The organism is Pseudomonas sp. Irchel 3H7 (assembly GCF_900187605.1).
In the GTDB taxonomy this organism is placed as follows: Bacteria; Pseudomonadota; Gammaproteobacteria; order Pseudomonadales; family Pseudomonadaceae; genus Aquipseudomonas.
The window spans coordinates 395,574-416,527 of the sequence record NZ_FYEA01000003.1 but is presented as its reverse complement, the minus strand read 5'-3'; the positions used below and the strand labels follow the sequence as shown (position 1 = coordinate 416,527).

The window sequence follows — 20,954 nt, the reverse complement described above, 5'->3', positions numbered from 1 at the left end:
CGTCGCAGGCTGCACCATGAATTCGCAAAGCATCATCGTCCCGAAAATCTCCACCCTGCCGGTCCACGAACCCCGGGCCCGGGCGATCGTGCGCTGGCTGGTGCGCAAGAACATCATCAAGGAAGAGCTGACCACCTGTGGCCGCACCGGTAACCGCATGGCTTACGCGATTGCCGATGGCGCCCGTGCTGTGGTCCTGCACCCGCAAGCCTTGCCATTCGGTGAGCCGATCAACGGGCTGGAGATCGTCACCAAGCGCTGCATCTACACGCCGGCCAAGGGCTTCCTCGAAGAAGCTGGTTGCGCCGAGTGCCGTCGTGAAGTCGGCGAAGCACTGTTCGAAAGCCTTGAAGACTGGTTCCCGGGCCGCACCGACAACTTCACGTGCCCGGAATGCGGGCACGAAGATGACATCAACGGTTTTCTGTTTTTGCAGGAATGCGCGTTCTCCAACCTTGGTTTCATCTTCAATAACTGGCTGGAGGCGGGCTTCAAGCAAAGCTTTATCGATGAGTTCGCCGATTGGCTCGATCAACCTGTCTCTTGGGTCAAGGTGGAGCTGTAGGGGCGGGGATTTCCCGTACATCAGCAACATTGATATTAAGCTGAGTTTTACATTGAACAGCAGGGGGTGTCTGACTATAATGGCGCGCTTCCATTTTCCCGCTCGGGAGCCCCCGCGATGCTGCGTATCAGCCAAGAAGCTCTGACATTCGACGACATTCTCTTAGTGCCTGGTTATTCCGAGGTACTTCCTAACGAAGTCAGTCTCAAGACCCGCCTTACCCGTGGCATCGAGCTGAACATTCCTCTGGTTTCTGCTGCAATGGACACCGTCACTGAAGCCCGTCTGGCAATCGCCATGGCTCAGGAAGGTGGCATCGGCATTATCCACAAGAACATGACCATCGAGCAGCAAGCTGCCGAAGTGCGTAAGGTCAAGAAGTTCGAAGCCGGCGTCGTCAAGGATCCGATCACCATCGAGGCTGATGCCACGGTTCGTGATCTGTTCGAATTGACCCGCATGCACAACATTTCCGGCGTTCCGGTTCTGCACGATGGCGACCTGGTCGGCATCGTCACTTCCCGTGACGTACGTTTCGAAAGCCGTCTGGAAGCCACCGTCCGTGAAGTGATGACGCCCAAAGAGCGTCTGGTCACGATCAAGGAAGGCGCGAGCAAGGACGAAGCACGCGAACTGCTGCACAAGCACCGCATCGAGCGCGTGCTGATCGTCGACGACAAATTCGCCCTCAAAGGCATGATGACCGTCAACGATATCGAAAAAGCCAAAGCCTACCCGCTGGCCAGCAAGGACGATCAAGGTCGTCTGCGCGTGGGCGCTGCTGTCGGTACCGGTAAAGACACCGGTGACCGCGTCGCAGCCCTGGTCAACGCTGGTGTGGACGTCGTGGTAGTCGATACCGCACACGGTCACTCCAAAGGCGTGATCGACCGTGTTCGCTGGGTCAAAGAGAACTTCCCTGAAGTGCAGGTGATTGGCGGCAACATCGCCACCGGCGCCGCTGCCAAGGCTCTGGCCGAAGCAGGCGCTGACGCAGTCAAGGTCGGTATCGGCCCTGGCTCGATCTGCACCACCCGTATCGTCGCCGGTGTCGGCGTCCCGCAAATCAGTGCTATCGCCAACGTTGCCGCTGCCCTTGAAGGCACTGGCGTTCCGTTGATCGCCGACGGCGGCATCCGTTTCTCCGGTGACCTGTCCAAGGCCATCGTCGCCGGTGCTTCCTGTGTGATGATGGGCTCGATGTTCGCCGGTACTGAAGAAGCGCCGGGCGAGATCGAACTGTTCCAGGGCCGTTCGTACAAGGCGTATCGCGGCATGGGTTCGCTGGGCGCCATGTCCCAGGCTCAAGGCTCCTCCGACCGTTACTTCCAGGACTCCTCGGCAGGCGCCGAGAAACTCGTTCCGGAAGGCATCGAAGGCCGTGTTCCTTACAAAGGCACCCTGAGCGCGATTATTCACCAGTTGATGGGCGGTCTGCGTTCCTCGATGGGTTACACCGGCAGCGCCAACATCGAAGAAATGCGCACCAAGCCTGAATTCGTGCGGATCACCGGCGCTGGCATGGCCGAATCCCACGTTCACGACGTGCAGATCACCAAAGAAGCGCCAAACTACCGCGTAGGTTGAGCCTTCAAGCAATAAAGTAAGCAACCGGGGCTGTTTGATTCAGCCCCGAGTTGTTTCTGAATCACGACTGTTTCTGAACGACTTAAACGAGACTGAATCATGGCCCTCGATATTCACGCTCACCGCATCCTGATCCTCGACTTCGGTTCGCAATACACCCAACTGATTGCCCGCCGCGTGCGTGAAATCGGTGTGTATTGCGAACTGCACCCGTTCGACATGGACGAAGATGCGATCCGCGAATTCGCTCCTAAAGGCGTCATCCTCGCCGGCGGCCCCGAGTCCGTGCACGTCGCCGACAGCCCGCGTTGCCCACAGGCCGTGTTTGACCTGGGCGTACCGGTTTTCGGTATCTGCTACGGCATGCAGACCATGGCCGAGCAACTGGGCGGCAAGGTTGAAGGTTCCGAACTGCGTGAGTTCGGTTACGCCCGCGTTGACGTGGTTGGCAAGAGCCGCCTGCTCGACGGCATCGAAGACCACATCGACGCTGACGGCTTGTTCGGCCTCGACGTGTGGATGAGCCACGGTGACAAGGTCACCCGGATGCCGGAAGACTTCCACATCCTCGCCAGCACCCCAAGCTGCCCGATCGCCGGTATGTTCAACGACGACCGTGGCTACTACGGTGTGCAGTTCCACCCGGAAGTGACCCACACCAAACAGGGCGGTCGTATCCTCTCGCGTTTCGTTCTCGACATCTGCGGCTGTGAAGCCCTGTGGACGCCGTCGAAGATCGCTGAAGACGCCATCGCCAACATCCGCGCACAAGTCGGCACCGACAACGTGCTGCTGGGTCTGTCCGGCGGCGTTGACTCCTCGGTTGTTGCTGCGCTGCTGCACAAAGCCATCGGCGACCAACTGACCTGCGTCTTCGTCGACAACGGCCTGCTGCGTCTGCACGAAGGCGAGCAAGTGATGGCCATGTTCGCCGAGAACATGGGCGTCAAAGTGATCCGCGCCAACGCTGAAGAGCAGTTCCTCAACAACCTGGCCGGCGAAGCCGACCCGGAGAAGAAGCGCAAAATCATCGGTCGCACCTTCATCGACGTCTTTGATGCCCAGTCGAACAAACTGGAAAACATCAAGTACCTCGCTCAGGGCACCATCTACCCGGACGTGATCGAGTCGGCTGGCGCGAAAAGCGGCAAGGCCCACGTGATCAAGTCGCACCACAATGTGGGCGGCCTGCCGGAAGAGATGAACCTGAAACTGGTCGAGCCACTGCGCGAACTGTTCAAGGACGAAGTCCGTCGTCTGGGCCTGGAACTGGGCCTGCCGTACGACATGGTCTACCGTCACCCGTTCCCGGGCCCGGGTCTGGGCGTGCGCATCCTCGGTGAAGTGAAAAAGGAATACGCCGACCTGCTGCGTCGTGCCGACCACATCTTCATCGAAGAACTGCGCAAAGCCGACTGGTACCACAAAGTCAGCCAGGCGTTCGTGGTGTTCCAGCCAGTGAAATCGGTTGGCGTTGTTGGCGATGGCCGTCGTTACGCTTGGGTGGTTGCCCTGCGTGCCGTGGAAACCATCGACTTCATGACCGCGCGTTGGGCTCACCTGCCTTACGAACTGCTGGAAACCGTCTCCGGCCGCATCATCAATGAAATCGAAGGCATCTCCCGCGTCACTTACGACGTGTCGAGCAAGCCGCCGGCGACCATTGAGTGGGAGTGATCCCGCTGCAGGTTGATTAACGAAAAACCCTTGGCCTGAAGCCAAGGGTTTTTTCGTTTCATACCCTGAAAACAGTCAGCTGGGTAAGCGACTTTGCAGGGTCAAGCCGATCTCTATCAAGCGCTGGGATAACGCGCCGAGGTCACGGAACATGATGCCGCTGATCCGCGGCATCGTCTGTGCCCAGATGTAAACCTGACCGTCCCTTCTGCGATTCACCATTGTTCGAACAATATTGCTGGCACTGTCGCGACGCACGAGTGTGTATGCATTCTGCGTTTTTTCGAACATGAACATGCCGTTGCGATTCAGCAGTGTGTTCACTGTTGCCTCAGTCCATTGCGGTACAGGTGCTGCGATCTGCAAGCGCAGATCAGCGTATAAGACGTCGGAGGAGTTGCGCGTCGTTGCCCCGTTATCAAACGGACCTCGAGCGACTTCCAGTCCCGGGTCGACTCTGATGTCAGCCACTTCGGTGGACGCCACTTCTTCGATCCGTAAACCGATGCCGCCTCTGAGTTCGCTGATGCCTGGCAGATTTCTGAAGGTATTGGTGTTCGTTGCGTCGACCAGGGCAACCCATTTCCCTGGTTTGTTGAGGAGATCGTCACCCCACATGATTTGATTGGCGAGCCGGGCGTGGATCATCTGCTCTTCGATCGAAGTCAGCGGTACCTTCAACTTGTAACTGTGCGCGACTTCAAGCCCATGGGGCCGGATGCCATTGGCCTGAGCAGCCTTGATCAGTTCAAGGATGTTGAATCGTTCATCAGGGTCGGTACCCAGGCTGGACAAGTAGCCTCGAAGATCCTCTGACATCTCTCCCGAGCGGTAAAAGTCATTGAGATCTTCCTGGGCAAAATCACTCAGCAAACCACGTACGTATAGTGTGCGGATATGCCGTGAAAACGTCGGCATGTTTTCGATCATGAAACGCATACTGGCGATGCGATCAAGTGTTTCGCCGACGACCAGCCCATCGGTATTGGCAAAGATGCGATCAATCAACTCAACGGCCTGCATCTCGGCGTCGATTTGCGGGATGACTGGTCGTGCGGGCAGGTTGGTCCAGTTCAGTTCTGAGTAATACTCTTTGGCCTCGTTTAGCATGGACGTGCGTCTGTCGCGGAAATAGGCTGCATACGTATCGGTAGTTGATGATTTACCCTGGTTTGCACTGGCAAGCTCGACGGAAGTCTCGGGCAAGTTCATTGCCCATCTTTTCATTTTCGCCAAGTCCATTCCGATGATGTCGTTGAGAGGAGTAACCAGGCGCAACGGCCGCGCAACCGGTGAAACCGGTTCGACGAGGGGAAGCTCCGCGGACGGCGTGGCCGGATCCGGGGCCGAGGACGAGGTCAGGTCAGTGTCCAGGAAACACGCCTTGCCCACGCATTGGCCTCCTCCCCTGAGACGCAGCGCGGGTATGCGTTCCCACTTGCCGCTACTACCGAAGCGTACTGGCAACGAGTAAGCGAACTGATTGGGCCGCTCGGGATTGACGATGGCCCAGTTGCCAGCGTCTTCGGAGTCGGCAAAATAGCGCACGTAGTACGCGGCACCCTCCATTTCGATGGCATGGCCCGGCTCCTTGTCCAGGCGGTAAATACCCTCATATTTGCCTGGCGCTGCTTCTACAGAACGCTGTGCCAGTAACTCGTTGCATCGATATTTGGCAGGAATCTTTGGAAAAGACGAACCCTGGCGCGCAGCAGCCGTGGCCAACTGCTGGCTGGATGCGAGGGTCGTCTCGATGGGGATTTCGTTTGCCAGCTCAACGGCCGCCTCTGGATCAACCGCCGTGACTGGCGGTAGATCCCGAGGCGGCAAGAATGGTGGTTCAGGCGAAGTGAGCTCGATCAACCCGCGCATTTCTTCAGCTTCAGCAAACTCCACCTGTGGGCCCACTTCAAGTTGTGGGCCAGTGCTGATCAGAAACGGAATGTTGAACACAATGTCGATCGCGTTGAGCACTGCGCCAGTAACACCGGCCTTGCGTTCGGTTGGCGTAGTGCCGTTGATGGCCTGATCGATGTTCAATCCCATGTTCGCGATGCTCGCGCCAATCAAAGGCAACGCCACAGGCCAGCCCACTGCTGCCATCGGACCGAATACTTTCAGACCGGCACTCAAATAACCGATCCAGAGTTTTTTGCGCAGGGCACTGTTGGAAGTGAGCGCCAGATGCGCCTCGGCAACCATGCTCGTGCGTGTCGACTCGCTCAACCAAGTGAATGCGTCACCGCTGATCGCGACGTTGCTGCGATTGATCATTCGGTGATCGCTGTGGCCCCAGGTGCTCACCAGACGGTTCATCAGATCGGTGAGGTTTTCGGTCATGTGATTGCGCTCAGCCAGCGGGAAATGCTTGAGAAAGGCCGTGCGCTTGTCCTCTGAATTCATCTGCTCAAGCATCCACCAGTGCAGATCCGTTTCATTGTCCATCAAGAGGAATGACTGGGCTTCGCCTGGCAAGTAAAGGGTCTGCCTGCCACTGTCTTCCACCAGACGCAGCGCATTGGAGGCTACCTGGCCATCGAGATCCAGCGCCCGCACTTCAGCACCGACCGGGTGCAACGCTTGCAGCATTTGCAAGGTAACGGGCCAGGTGACGGGCCCGATAACCGAGGCGACGACGCGCTGAAAATCAGTCCCGTCAAGGTCACCCTGTTGCAGCGCCTGCACCGCCAGGCTGAGAAAGTTGCACTTTGCCAAGGCGCGGAAGTTATCCGACGAGGTTTGCCAGAATGTCGTCAGTTGACCTGTGTAGCGCGCGCTGAAGTCGACGTCCCAGAACGCTTTCAGCACATCGCTGCCAAGCAACCGTACTTCATTGCTCTGATTGAAGTTTTCCGCCTCCGGGCCATCCGAATAGAAGCCGCAGTAAAGGCCAAGCAGGTCTGCGTTGTCTTGATCAGTCGCACGAAAGCGATGGATCACCAACTGCGTGAGGGTGAGCGTTTCGTAAGGCTTTTCGAGCAAATGCTCCCAACCCGTGAAGGTCAGCGCGCTGCTCTGCGCCGTTTTGAAACGGTGGAAGTAAACCCGGTCGGGATCCAGGCCGGACAGGCCTTTGTCCGCCAGGAGTTCGTTGGCGACTTGCCGGGCTGCGTCGAGCAGACTCGGGCAAGTCTGCACGATCGTCGTGGCAATCGCTTTGAGGGCAGTTTTGTCCGCTGCGTTTGGCAGGAGACGTCGTTCGGGGGAGGTCATGCGTTCTTCATCCTTGAGAAACAAAAACCGAGCATGACCGATTGGTGCAAGGGCAGTGCACTACCCGGCTATCGCATATTGCCCACTATTGATAATGGAGTCGGAGTGATGGAGGAGAGACTGTCTGCAGGGCGTCCTCCAGGCGTTAGCTGGCTTCACAAACGCATGGAAGGTTGATGAAAAATGCCAGTCAGTTCTGCTGACTGGCATTTTTTGTTTTCGGGCCTTCCATGCTCAGTTTTAACCGGAGAGCCTCAATCAGGAATCCGGCTACGCAATATCAGCCCGGTATCGGACAAACGTTGCGACATGTCTTTAAGGTTAGCGAACTCAATGTCATTCACCCGCTGCCACGCAGGTCGGTGGAGGGAGACATTGCCGTCACTCAATCGAGATATCGGAGTGCGCTGGAGCATGCCCTGTTTGCTGCGGTGGATCAGGGTGTAGCTGTCGCCCGCTTTTTCGAACAGATACATGCCGCGCCGGTACAAAAGATTCTCCAACGTCTCCTCGCTCCAGACCAGCTCGGGTGCCTGAACTTTCAAGCGCAAGTCGGCGCGAAGCAGATCCGGATTTCCTTGCCTGACAGTGCCACCGGGCGAGCTGCCGCGTGGCACTTCAATACCCGGATCGACATCCACACCCAGCTCTTCACCAATGCCGACTTCATCGATTCGCAGACCGATTGCTCCTTTCAATTCACTGATGCCCAGCAGTCCTCTGAAGGTATTGGTGTTGTGAGCATCCGTCACTACGATCCATTTTCCCGGGCTGTTGAGGTAGACGTCGCCGGTCATGATGTCGTTTGTCAGATAGGTGCTCATCATCTGCTCGTCGACGGAGGGCAGCGGGGTTTTCATTTTGTAGCTGGCGGCGCAGTCGATCGCCTGGACCCGAACGCCGTTCGCTCGCGCGACCTGGACCAGTTCCAGTGGGTTGAATCGACTGGCGGGATCGGTGCCCAGGCTGCTCAGGTAAGTGCGCAAATCAACGGTCATGTTGCCGCTGGTGAAGTAGCGGTTCAGCTCAACCTGAGCGAAGTCACTGAGCAGCCCGCGCATGTAGAGGGTTTTCGCGTGGCGGGCCAGTGCCGGCATGCTTTCAATCAGAAAACGCAGGCTGGCGATGCGATCAAGGGTTTCTCCCACCACTAGCCCTGAAGCACTTTCAAAAATGCCATCGACAAGATCGGCCAGCGGCATCAGACGGCTGATTTCGGGGATTGCCGGACGCGCAGGCTGGATGATCCACGGCAGATTCTTGAAAAAGCCTCGGGCCGAACCTTGCAGCAGCTTGCGTTTGCCGGCGGCATACAATTCGAACGGGTCATCCATGCCAAAACCGCCTTCTCCGTCGGGCTGCAACTGGGCATGGGTTTCGTTGAGGTTCAACGCCCAGCTTTTAATGGAACGGCGCACCGGCGGATCGATGTCGTAGGCGCTGGTTACAGGACGCGGGGGGCGCGATGTCGAGGGTTGCAGTTCTTCCGCCGGTGGAGCGGCCGCCTCGGGTGATACAGGTTCGAAGGTGTCGAGTTCGAGATCCGGGGTGCATTGTTTGCCCATGCACTGGCCGCCACCTTTGAGGCCCAGGGCTGGCATCCGCTCCCACTGCCCTTCGCCATTGAGGCGGATCGGCAAGGCGTGAACAAGCTGGTTGGGACGCTCCGGGTCAACGATTGCCCAATCGCCACCGCCGCGAGAGTTGGCGAAGTAGCGGACATAGTACGGAGTGTCATTCATCAGAACGGCATAGGGAGGATCAGAGTCGAGACGGTACACGCCGTGGAATTTCCCGTATCCCTCGCCGAGTGCCGCGCCATCGAGCAGTTCGTTGCATTGATAGCGTTCGGGCACCGGGGGCGGTGGAGCGTTCTGCGCCGGAATCAGCGTCGTTTCATCGATATTTGGCACGGTGATGTCGAGATCGTCCGGCACCATGATCTGCAATGGGGGGGCGGCTTCGGCGGAGGGATTCAAGGCTTCGCTGTACTCGGCCATTTCTGCGGCCTCAGCCGCCTCGACCTCGGCGCCCACCTCCAGCATCGGCCCGGTGCCGATCAGCAATGGAAGGTTGAATAACAGATTGATGCCACTCAATACCGCACCCAATACGCCCGCCTTGCGTTCGGCGTTGCTCTTGCCGTTCTGCGCCTGATCGATATTCAGGCCCATGCTGGCGATGGTCGCGCCTATGACCGGCAACGCCAGCGGCCAACCGACAGTGGCCATCGGTCCAAACACCTTGAGGCCTGCACTCAAGTAGCCGATCCACAGTTTTTTGCGCAGATCACCATTGGACGTCAGCGACAGGTGAGCTTCAGCAAACATCGCCTGACGTGTGGTGTCGCGCAGCCAGCTGAATGCATCATCGCTCAGCACCTGGTTTGTGCGGTTGATCAGGTGATGGTCGGCCCGGCCCCAGGTGGCCACCAGGCGATTCATCAGATCGGTAATGTTCTCGCTCATGTGCTGACGATCGGCGAGGGCAAAATGATTCAGGAAGGTCGCGCGGCGTTTTGCGTCGTTCAGCTGATCCAGAACCCACCAATGCAGGTCCGCCGGCGTTTCCTTGACCACGAAGGCTTCGGCTTCACTGGGCAGATAGATAATCTGCCGGCCGGCGGGGTCGACGATGCGCAGCAGCTGCGTGGCGACGTGCCCGTCAATGTCGAAGGCGCATACCTCCCCCGTTGCCGTGTGGCTCGTGTGCAGCATGCTCAGGGTGACCGGCCAGCTTACAGGCCCCACCACCGAGTCCATCAGCCATTGAAAGTCACTGCCGGTGAGCTGCCCAAGATCCAGGGCCTGCACCGCACGGCTAAGGAAATTGCACTTGGCCAATGTGCGGAAGTCGTCAGCGTGGCTGTTCCAGAAGTCCGTCAGAGTGGCGGTGTAGTGACCACTGAAATCGAGGCTCCAGAACGCGTTCAAGACCTCGTTGCCGTGCAGGCGCACCTGATTTTTCTCGTCGAAATTCTCGCCCTGCGGACCTTCGGTGTAGAAGCCGCCGTACAGATCGAGAAGATCAGCGTTGTCCTGGTCGGTGGTGCGAAAACGATGAATCACCAACTGTGTCAGGGTCATCGATTCGTAGGGTTTTTCGCGGATGTGCTCCCAGCCGGTAAACGAGCGGGTGCTGCTTTGGGCGGTCTTGAAACGATGGAAATAAACCTGATCCGGATCAAGGCTCGACAAGCCTTTGGCTTCCAGCAGATCACGGGCCGCTTGATGGGCGGCGTCCTGCAGACCGGGACAGTTCTGCACGACGGTATAGGCGATTCGCTTCAGCGCCGCTTTGTCTGCCGCGTTTGGCAGAGGACGTGGTTGGGTGGCGTACATGCTTTCTCCATCCTTGAGAAATGAGAGCCGAGCATGGCCGATTCGCTCAAGGGGAGTGCACTACATATGTACCGCACACGACCGTTGGAAATGTGCCGGGGTCAGCGCCGAGCCACGTCGGAAAAGTAGAACTTGTCGAGGGTGTGCCGTGATTCGGTGTACTCGAACTGCCGACCGTCCTGAAGAAAGGTCTGGTTGCTGACCACGATCACATGGCTCTGGCCGTCGAGATCCAGGTGCAGTTGATCGTCCTTGCTGCGCGGCACGGCTTCGATGGTGCGTTGGGCGTAGGCAATCTGTAACTGCAATGTCTGTTCGATATGCGCATAGATCGACTGTTCGGCGATGTCGAGGGACAGGCCGGGAATCACTTCGCTGACAAAGTGGTTGATGTCGAGGATGACCCGTTTGCCGTCAATGCGCCGCACACGCTTGATACGGGTGATGAGGCTGCCGGGTTCGGCGTGGATGTGCTCGAGCAGGGCGCCTTCGAGCGGGATCTGGCTCAGCTCGACCACTTCGGTGCTGACATCGTTGCCCAGGCGCGGGTAGGTCTCTTGAAAGCTGACGATGCCGCCGAGTTGAAACTCGATCGGGTTGGTCGAAAGCACGAAGGTGCCTTTGCCGTGGATTTTCTGCGCAAAGCCACGCTCTTGAAGTAATTCGATGGCCTTGCGCACCGTGCCACGGCTGGCCTGATAGCTGTCCATCAGTTCGGTTTCGGAAGGCAGGCGGGCGCCGCGCTCCAGGCGTTCAGTCGTGATGCTGGCCAGCAGATCGCTATAGATCTGGTTGTATTTGCTCATGGGTAGGCTCGGTGCCGACTGTGCTCAAAGCTTCGAACCTTAAGGCCAGGGTAGGGCTTTGTCCATGTGGACGATGGAAATCACCTTAGGGCTGAGTAGGAAAATTCGTCTTCGGTCTGGCAGGAACATACATAAACAAACTCGTCTGTACGAGTTGTTGCAATAACTCGTACAGACGAGTATTTTTCGCTTCGGCGTGCTGCCAATAACAACAATCCATAGCGGAAGAACTAGCATGAGCCACGACTACCCGAATATCGCCAGGCAATTGCTGCAAAGCCTCGGCGGCAGCGACAACCTCGAACAGGCCGCCCATTGCGTCACGCGGTTGCGACTGGCCCTGAAGGACCCGAGCCTGGTCGACACTGCCACGCTCAATCAGATCGATCTGGTCAAGGGCTCGTTCTTCACCGGTGGTTTGTATCAGGTGGTGATCGGTCCGGGCGAAGTGGAAAAGGTCTATGCCGAACTGCGTCGCCAGACCGGTCTCGCGGCGTCGACCATCGCTGACGTCAAACAGAAAAGCGCCGAAAAGATCAACGCCATGCAGCGTCTGGTGCGGGTGTTCTCCGACGTATTCATGCCGATCCTGCCAGCACTGATCATTGCCGGCCTGCTGATGGGCATCAACAATCTGCTCGGTGCCAAAGGCATGTTCATTGACGGGCAGACCCTGCTCGATGCCTACCCGAAACTCGACGGGTTGTGGAGCCTGATCAATCTGATGGCCAACACCTCGTTCGTGTTTTTGCCGGCGCTGGTGGGCTGGTCGGCGGCCAAACGTTTTGGCGGCAGCGAGATCCTCGGCATCGTGCTCGGCCTGATGCTGGTGCATCCGGATCTGCTCAACGCCTGGAACTATGGCAAGGCCGTGGCCGGGCTCGACGGGCAGCAGTTGCCGTACTTCGACATTCTCGGGCTGTTTCAGGTGGAAAAAGTCGGTTATCAGGGGCAGATCCTGCCGATTCTGCTGGCCGCCTACGTGATGAGCGTCATCGAAAAATGGCTGCGGGCGCGCGTGCCCAACGCCATTCAATTGCTCGTGGTGCCGATCACCACCATCGTCGTCACCGGCGTGCTGGCGCTGGCAGTGATCGGCCCGGTGACCCGCCACATCGGCATCTTCATCACCGAAGGGCTGGTCATGCTGTTTGATCTGGCGCCGATGGTGGGTGGAGCGATTTTCGGTCTGCTGTATGCGCCGCTGGTGATCACCGGCATGCACCACATGTTTCTCGCGGTCGATCTGCAATTGATCTCGACCCAGGGCGGCACCTTCATCTGGCCGATGATCGTCATGTCCAATCTCGCCCAGGGCAGCGCCGCCCTGGCGGTGTTCTGGATGACCCGTAATGCGCGGGACAAGAGCATGGCGTCGACCTCGGCGATTTCCGCCTACTTCGGGATCACCGAGCCGGCGATGTTCGGCGTCAACCTGCGCTACAAGTTTCCGTTCTACGCCGCGCTCACCGGCTCGGCGCTGGGCTGTGTGTTCCTGTCGCTGAACAAGGTTCAGGCCTCGGCCATCGGCGTCGGTGGTCTGCCGGGTTTCATCTCGATCATTCCGCAGTACATCCCGATGTTTGTGCTCGGGATGCTGATTGCCATGCTCGTGCCGTTTGTTCTGACCTGTGCACTGAGCATGAAGATTGTCCGCCCCGGTTATCGGGTTGCCTGAATCGATCTGTAGGAGCTGCCGAAGGCTGCGATCTTTTGATCTTGCCTCTCAAAATCAAAAGATCGCAGCCTTCGGCAGCTCCTACAGAGCTCGTAAAATTCAAGAGGGAAATGTGCCATGCAAGACTGGCAGCGTTCGGTGATCTACCAGGTCTATCCGAAGAGTTTTCATAGCCACGCCGGCAACCCGACAGGTGATCTGCTCGGTATCGTCGCCAAGCTCGATTACCTGCAGTGGCTGGGTGTCGACTGCTTGTGGATCACGCCATTTCTGCGTTCGCCGCAACGCGACAACGGCTATGACATCAGCGATTACTACGCCATCGATCCGAGCTACGGCAGCATGGCCGACTGCGAATTGCTGATCGCCGAAGCGGGCAAGCGCGGAATCAAGCTGATGCTCGACATCGTGGTCAATCACACCTCGATCGAACACGTATGGTTCCAGCAGGCGCGCAGCAGCCTCGACAACCCTTACCGTGATTTCTACATCTGGCGCGATCAGCCGAACAATTGGGAATCCAAATTCGGCGGTTCGGCCTGGGAGTACGAAGCCCAGACCGGTCAGTATTACTTGCACCTGTTCGACCACACCCAGGCCGACCTCAATTGGGACAACCCCAAGGTGCGCGCTGAAGTGTTCCGGATGATGCAGTTCTGGCGGGACAAGGGCGTGGGTGGTTTTCGTCTGGACGTGATCAATCTGATCTCCAAGCCGGAAGACTTTCCCGAGGACAGCAGCGATGGTCGACGCTTCTATACCGACGGGCCGAATGTCCATGAGTACTTGCAGCAGATGCACCGCGAAGTCTTCGAAGGGCACGACCTGATCAATGTCGGCGAGATGTCATCGACCAGCCTCGAACACTGCATTCGTTATTCGAATCCGCAATCCAAAGAGCTGTCGATGACCTTCAACTTTCATCACCTGAAAGTCGATTATCCGAACCTGCAAAAGTGGGTGCGCGCCGATTTCGATTTCCGTCAGCTCAAGCAAATCCTGTCCGACTGGCAGACCGGCATGCAGGCCGGTGGCGGCTGGAACGCGCTGTTCTGGTGTAACCACGATCAACCGCGAGTGGTCTCGCGTTTCGGCAATGACGGCGAGTATCGCGAACGCTCGGCGAAGATGCTCGGCACCGCGCTGCATTTTCTCCAGGGCACGCCGTTCGTGTATCAGGGCGAAGAGTTGGGCATGACCAATCCGGGGTTCGAATCGATCGAGCATTATCGCGATGTCGAGACGCTGAACATCTTTCGCCTCAAGCGCGAAGCCGGCAGCAGTGATGCCGACAACATGGCGGCAATCAAGCAGAAATCCCGTGATAACGGCCGTACGCCGATGCACTGGGACGCCGGGCCGAACGCCGGTTTCAGCAGTGTCGAGCCATGGATCGGAGTGCCGGCCAATGCCGCGCAGATCAACGTCGCCAGGCAGCTTGATGACCCCGATTCGGTACTCCATCACTACCGCAATCTGATCGCACTGCGTCGCCGCGAATCGTTAATGACCGAGGGGGTGTACCGACAATTACTGCCCGAACATCCACAAGTCTGGGCCTATGTACGTGAAGGCAGCGCCGAGCGTTTGTTGGTGGTGAACAACTTCTACGGGACAACCTGTGAAGTGGAATTGCCGGCGACGGTCATCAGCGAGTCAATGAGCCAGCGCCCGTTGATCAGCAACTATCCGGACGGGCCGTTGCGCAAACGCCAGGTGACGTTACGGCCTTACGAGTCCTTCGTTCTGCACCTGATCGATCCCTGATCCTTAACTAAAAAAACAGCTTTCAAAAAAACACGCAGAGCATTGCGCGGGGGATTTCTGCGCGCCGAATTCATGCAACCAGACAATAAAAACAATGGGGTGGCTTATGAAAACAACAATAAATCGCAGCCTTGCAGTCGCAGGTTTTTGCCTGGCCTTACCGCCGACTTCACAAGCGCTGGAGTTTGGCGGCTATTTGCGCAGCGGCGTCGGCACGTCGGTCAACAGCAGCGGTCAGTCGTGCTTCCAGTTACCGGGGGCGCAGACCAAATATCGTCTGGGTAACGAATGCGAGCAATACGGTGAGTTGGAGTTGCGTCAGGATCTGTACACCCTCGACGACGGTTCGGTCCTGAGTGTCGATGGCATGGCTTCGCTGTATAACCGTTACGACCGCAGTCCCACATTCAAAGATGACAACGGCTCGATACGCTTGCCGCAGGCCTACGCACAGTGGTCGGCGATGCCCGCGCTCAATGGCGGTTCTCTGTGGGCCGGGCGCCGTTACTACAAGCGCAATGACATCCATATTTCCGACTTCTACTACTGGAACCAGAGCGCCACCGGGGGCGGGATCGAGGACGTATTGATCGGCGACCTGAAGTACAGCTACGCCTTTTCGCGCAAGGACAACCTGTACCAAAAGGACTACATCAATCGGCACGACTTCAACGTCGCCGGGTTCAAGACCAACCCTGGCGGTGAGCTGGAGTTCGGCTTGAGTTATATCGACAAACCCGACAGCCGCGATGCCCACCGGGGCTGGGCGATCACCACGCAACATGTGCAGACGGATTTCCTCGGCGGCAAGAACAAACTCGCGCTGCAATACGGTGAGGGGCCGGGCACCGGGCTGGGTTATACCGGCAACGTCAAACTGGACGACAGCAACAAGAGTTACCGGATCGTCGAATTTTTCGACTGGCAAGTGACGCCGCGTTTCGGTGGCCAGATTGCGGCGGTGTACCAGAAAGACATTCGTCCGGACGGTGTCGACCAGAACTGGATCTCTCTGGGTGTGCGTCCCGCCTACGCGCTCAGCGAACACTTCAAACTGGTCACCGAACTGGGCCACGATCAAGTCGAAGCCCCGGGTGGCACGCGCAAACTGAGCAAGTTCACGTTTGCCCCGACCTGGTCGCCCAAAGGCCCGGAGTTCTGGGCGCGACCCGAGGTGCGTCTGTATTACACGTACGCCACCTGGAACGAGGCGGCGAAACGTGCGGCCAACCAACTGGCCAAAGGCTCGGCACTCTCCGATACCGGCGCCTTCGGCAGTGCTCGTCACGGTGCGAATGTCGGATTGCAGGTCGAATACTGGTGGAAATAAGCGATGCTGATGGAGCGTCGCGCTCCATGGGCACTTCAAAGCATAAAAACTGCAGGTGACGTCATGGCCACACCCCAACCATTGCAACTGCTGGCTCCCTTGTCCGGTGTCCTGATGGCGCTTGAGCAAGTGCCCGATCCAGTGTTTTCCGGGCGCGTGATCGGCGACGGTCTGTGCATCGATCCGACCTCATCGACCTTGTGCGCGCCTTTGGCCGGGGTCATCAGCAACGTGCAGGTCAGCGGGCATGCGGTGAGCATCACCGATGAGCATGGCGTACAGGTGTTGATGCATATCGGTCTGGATACGGTGAACCTCGGCGGGCAAGGCTTCACCCGTCTGGTCGAAGAGGGGCAACGGGTTGCCGCCGGGCAGGCGCTGATCGAGTTCGACGCCGACTACATTGCCCGACATGCGCGCAGCCTGATGACGTTGATGTTGGTGGTCAGCGGTGAGCCGTTTACCTGGCTGGTCGCGTCGAGCGGGCGGGTCGAAACAGGTCAGCCGTTGCTTGAGCTTGTCAGCGCACAGGCGATCAGTGAAGAGACAGTCGCGGCAGACAGTCCAGCGCGGTTTTCACAGCCGTTGAAACTGCCCAATCCCAACGGTCTGCATGCGCGCCCGGCAGCGGTGTTCGCGCAAGCGGCAAAGGCTTTCGCGGCAAAGATTTACCTGCATAAACAGCAGGCTCAGGCCAACGCCAAGTCTCTGGTGGCGATCATGGCGTTGCAGACCGCGTTCGGCGACAGCGTGCAGCTCAGTGCGGTGGGCGAAGACGCTGACGCGGCAATCGATGCGCTGACCCGGTTGTTGGCCGAAGGCTGCGGTGAAACGGTGACGGCGGCGGCGCCTGTCGAGGTGGTGGAAACCGAGGTTCTGACTCTTCTGCGTGGCGTCTGTGCGTCACCCGGTTCGGCGTTGGGCCAAGTGGTGCAGATCAGCGAACCGGTGTTCGACGTCAGCGAGTTCGGCGGCGGAGCAGACCTGGAGCGTGTGGCTCTCGCCAATGCCCTGATCGAAGCGGATCTGGCCTTGCAGCATTTGCGCGACACCGCTACGGGTGAGGCTGAAGCCGAGATCTTCAAGGCGCATCAGGAACTGCTCGAAGACCCGGGCCTGCTCGATCAGGCCCAGGCATTGATCAGTGAGGGCAAAAGTGCGGCGTTCGCCTGGCGCGCGGCCACTGAAGAAACTGCGGCGATGTTTCGCCAACTGGGCAGTGCGTTGCTGGCCGAACGGGCGGCGGACCTGACCGATGTCGGACGTCGCGTCCTCAAGTTGCTACTGGGTATTGGCGAGCAGGCGCTGGAGTTGCCGCAAGGATGCATTCTGATCGCCGATCAACTGACGCCGTCGCAGACCGCCGGCATCGATACCAGCAAGGTGCTGGGCTTCGCTACGGTCGGGGGCGGCGCGACCAGTCACGTGGCGATTCTCGCCCGTGCCTGTGGTCTGCCATCGATCTGCGGGGTGCCGGTGCAGATGCTCGCGCTGAGTAACGGCACTCCAATATTGCTCGATGCCGACAAGGGTGAATTACATATACATCCCGACCCTGGGGTCGTCGGGCAGTGGCAGGCTCGATACGCACAACAGCGTCAACGCCATGAGCATGAACTGGCCAGCGCAACGCTTGCGGCACGGACCCGTGACGGCCATCACGTCGAGGTGTCGGCCAACGTCGCCTCGTTATTGGAAACCGAGCAGGCCATGGCCCTCGGCGGTGCGGGCGTCGGCCTGCTGCGTTCGGAGTTTCTCTATCTGGGCCGCAACCACGCGCCGAGCCACGACGAACAGGTCGCCACTTACAGCGCTATCGCTCGCTGTGTCGGGCCTGCGCACAATCTGGTGGTGCGCACCCTCGATGTCGGCGGCGACAAACCGCTGGCCTATGTGCCGATGGACAGCGAAACCAACCCTTTCCTTGGCGTGCGCGGCATTCGTTTGTGTCTGCAGCGTCCGCAGCTACTGCGGGAGCAGTTCCGGGCCATGCTCGGCTGCTGCGATCTGACGCGTTTGCACATCATGTTGCCGATGGTCACGCAACTGTCGGAGCTGCGTCTGGCGCGGCAGATGCTCGACGAGGAAATCCTCGCGCTAGGCCTGACGCAACGGCCGAAACTGGGGATCATGATCGAAGTGCCGGCGGCGGCGTTGATGGCGGATCTGTTTGCACCGCTGGTGGATTTCTTCTCGATTGGCACCAATGACCTGACGCAGTACACCCTGGCGATGGATCGCGATCACCCGCGTCTGGCCAGTCAGGCGGACAGTTTTCATCCCTCGGTATTGCGCCTGATCGCCACGACCGTGAAGGCGGCACACGCCCATGGCAAATGGGTCGGCGTGTGCGGGGCGATGGCTTCGGAACGTCTGGCGGTGCCGCTGTTGCTGGGGTTGGGTGTGGATGAACTGTCGGTGAGTGTGCCGATGATTGCACCGGTCAAGGCAACGGTGCGCGAGCTGGAACTGGCGGATTGTCAGGTCATCGCGCAGCAGGTGCTCGGTCTGGAAAGTGCCGGGCAGGTGCGTGAGGCGTTGCAGCTGTTTCATGAGGCAACTGTCGATACTTTACGGGTTCTGGAGAACTGAACATGTTCGATCAATTGCAGAAGGCATTCTGGAAAGCCCTGACCCCGGATCTGGTGGTGGATACACCCGCAGCGGCGGCCGAACCGAGTGACGGATTGAGCAGCGACATTGTCGCGGCGCTGGGGGGTGTGGATAACCTCCAGTCCCAGCAACCGCTGGCGTTGACGCGGGTACGGGTGGTGTTGCGTGATGTGTCGCACATGGACCCGAACGCGTTGAGCGCCGCCGGTGTCGCGGGCGTGATGCCTTTGGCGGACGGCGTGGTGCACCTGATTACCGGGCTGCGATCTTAAGCCGGCAGGTGATGTGCGGCCTCAGGTCGCCCTTACTGTTTCTCAACCGCAGGTGTATCGTATTCGCCTTTTGCAGGCTTTCAGGGCCTGCTGCTGATACGTGAGGTAGTTGAGTTCATGTCCTTTACCCGTCGCCAAATCCTCGGTGGCCTGGCCGGTCTTGTTGTCGTTGGTGTCGGGGCGGGGGGCGCGTCGCGTTATTGGCTCGGCAAAATGGCCGACGCCGAGGCGGGCCATGACTATGAACTGATCGCCGCACCGCTGGACGTCGAATTGGTGCCGGGGCACAAGACCGAGGCCTGGGCATTCGGCCCGTCGGCGCCTGGCACCGAGTTGCGTGTGCGCCAGGGTGAATGGCTGCGGGTACGTTTCATCAACCACTTGCCGGTGGCGACGACCATTCACTGGCACGGCATTCGTCTGCCGCTGGAAATGGACGGCGTGCCGTACGTGTCGCAGCTGCCGGTGTTGCCGGGCGAGTACTTCGACTATAAGTTCCGCGTGCCGGATGCCGGCAGTTACTGGTATCACCCGCACGTCAGCAGCAGCGAAGAGCTCGGGCGCGGGCTGGTCGGGCCGTTGATCATCGAAGAGCGCGAGCCGACCGGTTTCAAGTACGAAAAGACCTTGAGCCTGAAGAACTGGCACATCGATGACGAAGGCAATTTCGTCGAATTCAGTATTCCCCGTGAAGCGGCGCGTGGCGGTACGGCGGGGCGTCTTTCGACGATCAATGGCGTGCCGACTCCAGTGATCGAACTGCCGGCCGGGCAGATCACTCGCGTGCGTTTGCTCAACCTCGACAACACCCTGACTTATCGCATCAACATTCCCGGTGTTGAAGCGCAGATCTATGCGCTGGACGGCAATCCGGTCGAACCGCGCCCGCTGGGCAAGGAATACTGGCTCGGCCCGGGCATGCGCATTTGTCTGGCGATCAAGGCGCCGGCGGCGGGCGAAGAATTGTCGCTGCGCAACGGTCCGGTACGTCTGGGCACCCTGCGTTCGGTGGCCAATACCGACGCGCCGAGCGACTGGCCAAAAGCGCTGCCGGCCAATCCGGTGGCAGAACCGGACCTGGCCAATGCCGAGAAACTCAACTTCAATTTCGAATGGGTCGGCTCAGTGTCGGTCAACGTCGACAATGGCCGGCCGCCGAGCCTGTGGCAGATCAACGGCAAGGCCTGGGACATCACCGACAAGACCTGCGCTGACCGACCGATTGCCAGCCTGAAACTGGGGCAGAGTTACATCTTCGAATTGAAGAACATGACCCAGTATCAGCACCCGATCCACCTGCACGGCATGAGTTTCAAGGTGATCGCGTCGAACCGGCACAAGATTATTCCGTACTTCACCGACACCTATCTGCTGGGCAAGAACGAGCGCGCGCAAGTGGCGCTGGTGGCCGATAATCCGGGGGTGTGGATGTTCCATTGCCACGTGATCGACCACATGGAAACCGGCCTGATGGCCGCCATCGAGGTGAAGTGATGCGCCAGATTCGCCCCGCGGCCATCATCGACCGCAGCCGTGACCAAGACTTCATGCGTGAAGCGCTGACCCTCGCTGCACAAGGCGCAGCGATCGGCGAAGTGCCGGTGGGGGCAGTGTTGGTGCAGGACGGCGAGATTATCGGGCGCGGCTTCAATTGCCCGATCAGCACCAGCGACCCGAGTGCCCATGCAGAAATGGTCGCCATCCGTGCGGCGGCGCAGGCGGTGGATAACTATCGCCTGCCGGGCAGCACGCTGTATGTGACGCTGGAGCCGTGCAGTATGTGCGCAGGCTTGATCGTGCATTCGCGGGTGGCGCGGGTGGTGTATGGCGCGCTGGAGCCGAAGGCGGGGATTGTGCAGAGTCAGGGGCAGTTTTTTACCCAGGGTTTTCTCAACCATCGAGTGCTATATGAAGGCGGGGTTTTGGCCGAAGAGTGTGGCGCCGTGCTGACCGAATTCTTCCGTGCTCGCCGAGCAAAAAGCCCCTCACCCTAACCCTCTCCCAGAGGGAGAGGGGACTGACCGAGCTGGATGGGCGAGGTCCGTCGACCTGAGATTCCGAGTCGAACTCAAGTCTTGAAAAGCTCAACGATCAGCCCCCTCTCC

Annotated in this window: 13 protein-coding genes; 10 read left to right on the top strand and 3 right to left on the bottom strand. The window is 59.0% G+C overall.

Features of this window, described 5'->3' with window-relative positions:
- Positions 1–16: 16 nt before the first annotated feature.
- From CKW38_RS07810 to guaA, 3 genes are all read left to right on the top strand, one after another.
- A complete protein-coding gene (locus tag CKW38_RS07810) occupies positions 17–565 on the top strand; it encodes a sugar ABC transporter ATPase (RefSeq protein ID WP_038363001.1) in 549 nt (182 codons plus the stop codon).
- Positions 566–682: 117 nt separating this feature from the next.
- Complete coding sequence (gene guaB / locus CKW38_RS07805) at positions 683–2,152, top strand: IMP dehydrogenase (protein ID WP_007916845.1); 1,470 nt, start codon at positions 683–685, stop codon at positions 2,150–2,152.
- A 99-nt stretch (positions 2,153–2,251) separates the two neighbouring features.
- Positions 2,252–3,829 (top strand): glutamine-hydrolyzing GMP synthase, encoded by a 1,578-nt coding sequence (gene guaA / locus CKW38_RS07800; RefSeq protein WP_007916833.1) that lies wholly within the window; start codon positions 2,252–2,254, stop codon positions 3,827–3,829.
- 75 nt (positions 3,830–3,904) lie between these two features.
- On the opposite strand, the gene CKW38_RS07795 is transcribed toward guaA, so the two are convergent.
- From CKW38_RS07795 to treR, 3 genes are all read right to left on the bottom strand, one after another.
- Positions 3,905–7,042, bottom strand: a complete 3,138-nt coding sequence (locus CKW38_RS07795) for a membrane-targeted effector domain-containing toxin (RefSeq protein WP_095112376.1) — start codon at positions 7,040–7,042, stop codon at positions 3,905–3,907.
- Positions 7,043–7,296: 254 nt separating this feature from the next.
- Positions 7,297–10,383 carry a membrane-targeted effector domain-containing toxin gene (locus tag CKW38_RS07790; protein WP_095112375.1) on the bottom strand — a complete coding sequence of 1,029 codons (3,087 nt, stop codon included), beginning with the start codon at positions 10,381–10,383 and terminating at the stop codon, positions 7,297–7,299.
- Positions 10,384–10,484: 101 nt separating this feature from the next.
- Positions 10,485–11,189 (bottom strand): trehalose operon repressor, encoded by a 705-nt coding sequence (gene treR / locus CKW38_RS07785; protein WP_034156275.1) that lies wholly within the window; start codon positions 11,187–11,189, stop codon positions 10,485–10,487.
- Positions 11,190–11,424: 235 nt separating this feature from the next.
- Here treR and treP point away from each other — a divergent pair, with 235 nt between their 5' ends.
- The 7 genes from treP to tadA all read left to right on the top strand — a co-directional run bounded on the left by treP (position 11,425) and on the right by tadA (position 20,843).
- Positions 11,425–12,867, top strand: coding sequence for a PTS system trehalose-specific EIIBC component (gene treP, locus CKW38_RS07780; RefSeq protein ID WP_007916823.1), 1,443 nt, complete (start codon positions 11,425–11,427; stop codon positions 12,865–12,867).
- Between the two features lie 117 nt (positions 12,868–12,984).
- Positions 12,985–14,634, top strand: coding sequence for an alpha,alpha-phosphotrehalase (treC, locus tag CKW38_RS07775; protein WP_095112374.1), 1,650 nt, complete (start codon positions 12,985–12,987; stop codon positions 14,632–14,634).
- Between the two features lie 106 nt (positions 14,635–14,740).
- Positions 14,741–15,964, top strand: a complete 1,224-nt coding sequence (locus CKW38_RS07770; RefSeq protein ID WP_007916821.1) for a carbohydrate porin — start codon at positions 14,741–14,743, stop codon at positions 15,962–15,964.
- Between the two features lie 63 nt (positions 15,965–16,027).
- Positions 16,028–18,556, top strand: a complete 2,529-nt coding sequence (gene ptsP / locus CKW38_RS07765; protein WP_095112373.1) for a phosphoenolpyruvate--protein phosphotransferase — start codon at positions 16,028–16,030, stop codon at positions 18,554–18,556.
- 2 nt (positions 18,557–18,558) lie between these two features.
- Entirely contained in the window at positions 18,559–18,849 is a 291-nt protein-coding gene (locus tag CKW38_RS07760) for a PTS transporter subunit EIIB (protein WP_007916817.1), read from the top strand.
- Positions 18,850–18,966: 117 nt separating this feature from the next.
- A complete protein-coding gene (locus CKW38_RS07755) occupies positions 18,967–20,343 on the top strand; it encodes a multicopper oxidase family protein (protein ID WP_007916816.1) in 1,377 nt (458 codons plus the stop codon).
- A complete protein-coding gene (gene tadA / locus CKW38_RS07750) occupies positions 20,343–20,843 on the top strand; it encodes a tRNA adenosine(34) deaminase TadA (RefSeq protein ID WP_095112372.1) in 501 nt (166 codons plus the stop codon). Before CKW38_RS07755 ends, tadA begins: the two co-directional genes overlap by 1 nt.
- The last annotated feature ends 111 nt before the right edge of the window (positions 20,844–20,954 follow it).

What these genes read in the sequence shown, in the direction of transcription:
- CKW38_RS07755 (WP_007916816.1), top strand. Translation starts at nt 18,967, where the DNA reads ATGTCCTTTACCCGTCGCCAAATCCTCGGTGGCCTGGCCGGTCTTGTT.
- CKW38_RS07790 (WP_095112375.1), bottom strand. Translation starts at nt 10,383, where the DNA reads ATGTACGCCACCCAACCACGTCCTCTGCCAAACGCGGCAGACAAAGCG.
- treR (WP_034156275.1), bottom strand. Translation starts at nt 11,189, where the DNA reads ATGAGCAAATACAACCAGATCTATAGCGATCTGCTGGCCAGCATCACG.
- CKW38_RS07795 (WP_095112376.1), bottom strand. Translation starts at nt 7,042, where the DNA reads ATGACCTCCCCCGAACGACGTCTCCTGCCAAACGCAGCGGACAAAACT.
- treC (WP_095112374.1), top strand. Translation starts at nt 12,985, where the DNA reads ATGCAAGACTGGCAGCGTTCGGTGATCTACCAGGTCTATCCGAAGAGT.
- tadA (WP_095112372.1), top strand. Translation starts at nt 20,343, where the DNA reads ATGCGCCAGATTCGCCCCGCGGCCATCATCGACCGCAGCCGTGACCAA.
- guaA (WP_007916833.1), top strand. Translation starts at nt 2,252, where the DNA reads ATGGCCCTCGATATTCACGCTCACCGCATCCTGATCCTCGACTTCGGT.
- CKW38_RS07810 (WP_038363001.1), top strand. Translation starts at nt 17, where the DNA reads ATGAATTCGCAAAGCATCATCGTCCCGAAAATCTCCACCCTGCCGGTC.
- ptsP (WP_095112373.1), top strand. Translation starts at nt 16,028, where the DNA reads ATGGCCACACCCCAACCATTGCAACTGCTGGCTCCCTTGTCCGGTGTC.
- treP (WP_007916823.1), top strand. Translation starts at nt 11,425, where the DNA reads ATGAGCCACGACTACCCGAATATCGCCAGGCAATTGCTGCAAAGCCTC.
- guaB (WP_007916845.1), top strand. Translation starts at nt 683, where the DNA reads ATGCTGCGTATCAGCCAAGAAGCTCTGACATTCGACGACATTCTCTTA.
- CKW38_RS07760 (WP_007916817.1), top strand. Translation starts at nt 18,559, where the DNA reads ATGTTCGATCAATTGCAGAAGGCATTCTGGAAAGCCCTGACCCCGGAT.
- CKW38_RS07770 (WP_007916821.1), top strand. Translation starts at nt 14,741, where the DNA reads ATGAAAACAACAATAAATCGCAGCCTTGCAGTCGCAGGTTTTTGCCTG.